General features: G+C 33.0%; 3 protein-coding genes. 2 read left to right on the top strand and 1 reads right to left on the bottom strand.

What is annotated here, in order from left to right:
* On the top strand, positions 1-1,311 hold a 1,311-nt coding region (locus FPG59_RS14245), incomplete at its 5' end, for an aspartyl protease family protein (protein ID WP_369596826.1).
* Between the two features lie 23 nt (positions 1,312-1,334).
* Here FPG59_RS14245 and FPG59_RS14240 read toward each other — a convergent pair.
* Positions 1,335-1,721: a DUF1573 domain-containing protein gene (locus FPG59_RS14240; protein ID WP_086455243.1), complete on the bottom strand. Its 387-nt coding sequence runs from the start codon at positions 1,719-1,721 to the stop codon at positions 1,335-1,337.
* Between the two features lie 183 nt (positions 1,722-1,904).
* Here FPG59_RS14240 and FPG59_RS14235 point away from each other — a divergent pair.
* Positions 1,905-4,528: valine--tRNA ligase (locus tag FPG59_RS14235; RefSeq protein WP_086455242.1), on the top strand; the 2,624-nt coding region annotated here is incomplete at its 3' end.

The raw sequence follows: 4,528 nt of genomic DNA, 5'->3' as shown, positions 1-4,528 counted from the left end.
TTCTTATTGTTTATAATACGCCCTGTTTATTCTCAAAATGGTTTCCAGTTTGAAGGAAATTTCACAAAAGAAGTTATTTCTTTTCAGTTGATCAATAATTTAGTTTTTGTTCCTATAAAAGTAAATGGTATAGAACTAAATTTTTTATTAGATACAGGTGTTACTGAAACCATTCTTTTTAGTCTTGAAGAAAAAAAAGATTTAAGATTTATAAACACCGAAAAAATCATTTTAAAAGGATTGGGCAGTCAAAAATCTGTGGAGGGTTTAAAGTCTACTAATAACATGCTTTCCTTTGGTAATATGACGAATAGGAATCATTTGTTGTATATTGTTTTAGATCCTGAATTTAATTTTTCTTCTTATGTGGGGATTCCTGTGAATGGAATTATTGGATATCATTTTTTCAGAAATAATTTAGTAGAAATTGATTACCTGCACAAAAAAATCATTGTTTATAAAGACAATAAAAAGCACCAACAAAAAGTATCTAGGAAAGCAACTGTTTTACCCATATCTGTAGAAAAGTCAAAACCATATATTACAACCAATGTAAGCCTTGCAGAAAAGCAGCTGCCTGTAAAATTACTCATTGATACAGGTAATAGTGATGCAGTTTGGTTATTTAAGAACACTAATGAAAATTTACAAATACCGGCTAAGAATTTTGACGACTTTTTAGGTAGAGGGTTTAGTGGAGATATTGAGGGAAAGAGAGCTAAAATTACTCGTTTTGAGTTAGGATCTTTCTATTTTGATAATCCTATTGCTGCTTTTCCAGACAGTGTTTCTACAAAAAATGTTTCTATGGTTCAAGACAGGATAGGTTCAGTAGGAGGTGAAATAATGCGAAGATTTAAAGTTGTCTTCGATTATCCTAACCAACAGCTTTTTTTAAAGAGAAATAGGAATTTTAAAACTCCTTTTAGTTATAATAAAAGTGGAATTGAGTTAGAACATAGTGGTCTTGAGTGGGTTCAAGAAACCGTAAAAATGCATACCGTGCGATCAAACTTTGGTTATAATAATGGAAGTGGAGGGATTACACTTTATCCTAATGATTTTAAATATATGTTTCAGTTAAAACCCATATATGAAATTGCACATGTTAGAAAAAATTCAGCTGCGGCGCTATCTGGATTAAAAAGTGGTGATGTGCTTATTAAAATTAATGAAAGAAATCCTTTTGATATGTCTTTGCAAGAAATTAATTCAATATTAAAATCAGAACACAGAAAGTGGATCTCTTTAGAGGTGGAACGCAATAATTTACCACTAAAATTTCAATTTCAACTGGATGATATTTTATAATGTGTCATCCAGCTAAAACTATTTTAGTCTGTAACGACTTCTCCTTTTATTTTTAGAGCAATTCTTCCACCCTCATAATTTACAGCGTTAGATTCCACTGTAATTGTTTTTCTTATTGGGCCAAGAGTCATGTTGTATTTTACACTTATTCTACTCGTTTTACCAGGCATCACGGGTTCTGTAGGTTTGTACGGGAAAGTACATCCGTTTGTAGATAACACATTTGTAATAACTAGCGGAGCGTTACCTGTATTTGTAAAAACAAAATCTCTGACTCCATTTTCAGTATTTTTTACTCTTCCATAATCAATGGTATTGTCAGGAGCTTCAAAATTAATTTTAGGTCCGTTTTGGGCCAGGCCAATACTTGAAAACAAAATTAATGTAAGTAATGTAATCGTTTTTTTCATTATAATTGTTAGATTCGGTTAGGTAAATATACCTTGTTTATAATTATAGAACAAAATTTTATTTCTCTTTTTATAGTCTACTTAATTATTTACTTTTGTTCACTTATTGAATTACAAATATCAGACCAAAAACAAGAGCTGCATTTTTAGGAATGCTACAACGGTTTTAAAACTCTAAATAAAATGACAATTCCTGCACAATTCGACGCTAAAACTATTGAAAATAAGTGGTATGACTACTGGATGAAGAATAATTATTTTCACTCAGAGCCAGATCATAGAACACCATATACCATAGTAATTCCACCACCAAATGTAACCGGAGTTTTGCATATGGGGCATATGCTTAACAATACCATACAAGATGTATTGATAAGAAGAGCTCGATTAAAAGGTTTTAATGCGTGCTGGGTTCCTGGTACTGATCACGCATCTATAGCAACAGAAGCGAAGGTTGTAGCAAAGTTGAAGGCAGAAGGAATCAATAAAAATGATTTGACTCGTGAGGAATTCTTATCGCATGCCTGGGAATGGACAGATAAATATGGCGGAGTAATTTTGGATCAATTAAAAAAGCTTGGTGCTTCATGTGATTGGGAAAGAACTAAATTTACTATGGATCCTGATATGTCAGCTTCAGTAATTAAATCTTTTGTTGATTTATACAACAAAGGTTTGATTTATAGAGGATACCGAATGGTAAATTGGGATCCTGAAGCTAAAACAACTTTGTCTGACGAAGAAGTTATATATGAAGAACAACAAGGAAAGCTCTTTTTTCTTAGATATAAAATTGAGGGTACAGAAGAATTTCTAACCATTGCTACAACACGTCCAGAAACAATTTTTGGAGATACTGCAATTTGCATTAATCCTAACGATGAGCGATTTGCTCATTTAAAAGGTAAAAAAGTAATTGTCCCAATTTGCGGAAGAGTAATTCCAATCATTGAAGATGAGTATGTTGATATCGAATTTGGAACAGGTTGTTTAAAAGTGACTCCTGCTCACGATATGAATGATAAAACCTTGGGAGAAAAGCACAATCTGGAGATTATTGATATTTTTAATGAGGATGCAACCTTAAATAGTTTTGGATTGCACTATCAAGGGCAAGATCGTTTTGTGGTTCGGGAAGCTATTGCTATAGAATTGCAAACAATAGGTGCTTTAGCAAAAACAGAAACGCATCTTAATAAAGTAGGAACTTCAGAAAGAACAAAAGCTGTTATTGAACCACGCTTGTCTGATCAGTGGTTCTTAAAAATGGAAGAATTAGTTAAACCAGCAATCAAATCAGTGCTTGAGGATGGTGACATTAAATTGCACCCAGCGCGTTTCAATAATACCTATGCACATTGGTTAAACAATATTAGAGACTGGAATATCTCCCGTCAATTGTGGTGGGGACAACAAATTCCAGCTTATTTTTACGGTGATGGAAAAGAGGATTTTGTAGTTGCAGAGAATATTGATGATGCCTTAAAGTTAGCGAGAGAGAAAACTTTAAACCTTGAACTTGAAACAAAAGATTTAAAACAAGATGTTGATGCATTAGACACTTGGTTTTCTTCTTGGCTGTGGCCAATGTCTGTTTTTGGAGGAATTATGGATCCTGAAAGCGAAGATTTTAAATATTATTATCCAACGAATGATTTGGTTACAGGTCCAGATATTTTGTTTTTCTGGGTAGCCAGAATGATCATTGCAGGGTATGAATACACGGGGCAGAAACCTTTTACGAACGTATATCTGACTGGTTTAGTAAGAGATAAACAACGCCGAAAAATGTCTAAATCTTTAGGGAATTCTCCTGAGCCTTTAGAATTGATTGAAAAATTTGGTGCTGATGGAGTTCGTGTAGGATTGCTTTTGAGTGCTTCTGCTGGAAATGATATTATGTTTGATGAAGAGTTGTGCAACCAAGGGAAAGCGTTTACCAATAAAATTTGGAATGCCTTCAAATTGATAAAAGGTTGGGAAGTTTCAGATAGAATTGAGCAACCCGAATCATCAAAAGTAGCAATTGAATGGTACGAAGCTAAATTGCAGCAAACTCTAGCTGAAATTGAAGATAATTTCGAAAAATATAGAATTTCTGATGCCTTAATGGCTATTTATAAATTAGTTTGGGATGATTTCTGTTCTTGGTTTTTAGAAATGATTAAACCAGCATATCAGCAACCAATTGACAGCGTAACTTTTGCGAAAGCGATTGAAATGCTTGAAAATAACCTTAAATTATTGCATCCGTTTATGCCTTTCTTGACTGAGGAAATTTGGCATTTAATTGCAGAGAGAACGGCTGAAGAAGCTTTAATAGTTGCAACATGGCCAGAATTAAAATCATTTGATTCACAATTAATTACAAATTTCGAATCTACAATAGAAGTAATTTCAGGAATTAGAACAATTCGTAAGGATAAAAACATACCCTTTAAGGATGCTATTGACTTTAGAGTACTAAATAATGAAAATGCGTCAACTTATTTTGATAGCGTTGTTGTTAAATTAGGAAATATTAATGATTTAGAATACGTTTCAGATAAAGTAGAGGGAGCACTTTCTTTCCGTGTTAATTCTAACGAATATTTTATTCCAATCACTGGAAAAATCGATGTAGCTGCCGAAATTGCAAAATTAACAGAGGAGCTCAATTACATAAAAGGTTTCTTGAAATCAGTTCAAGTTAAATTGTCAAATGAAAAATTTGTTGCCAATGCTAAACCAGAGGTAATTGAAAACGAGCGCAAGAAAGAAGCGGATGCTCTATCAAAAATTGAAACCATTGAGCACAGTTTAGCAGG

The organism is Flavobacterium sp. FPG59 (assembly GCF_002150205.1).
Classification (GTDB): domain Bacteria; phylum Bacteroidota; class Bacteroidia; order Flavobacteriales; family Flavobacteriaceae; genus Flavobacterium.
The sequence above is the reverse complement of the archived record's forward strand: the minus strand, read 5'-3'. Positions and strand labels throughout refer to the sequence as shown.

Bases quoted from the DNA above. Each gene is read 5' to 3' on its own strand.
- FPG59_RS14240 (WP_086455243.1), bottom strand. From the start codon at position 1,721: ATGAAAAAAACGATTACATTACTTACATTAATTTTGTTTTCAAGTATT.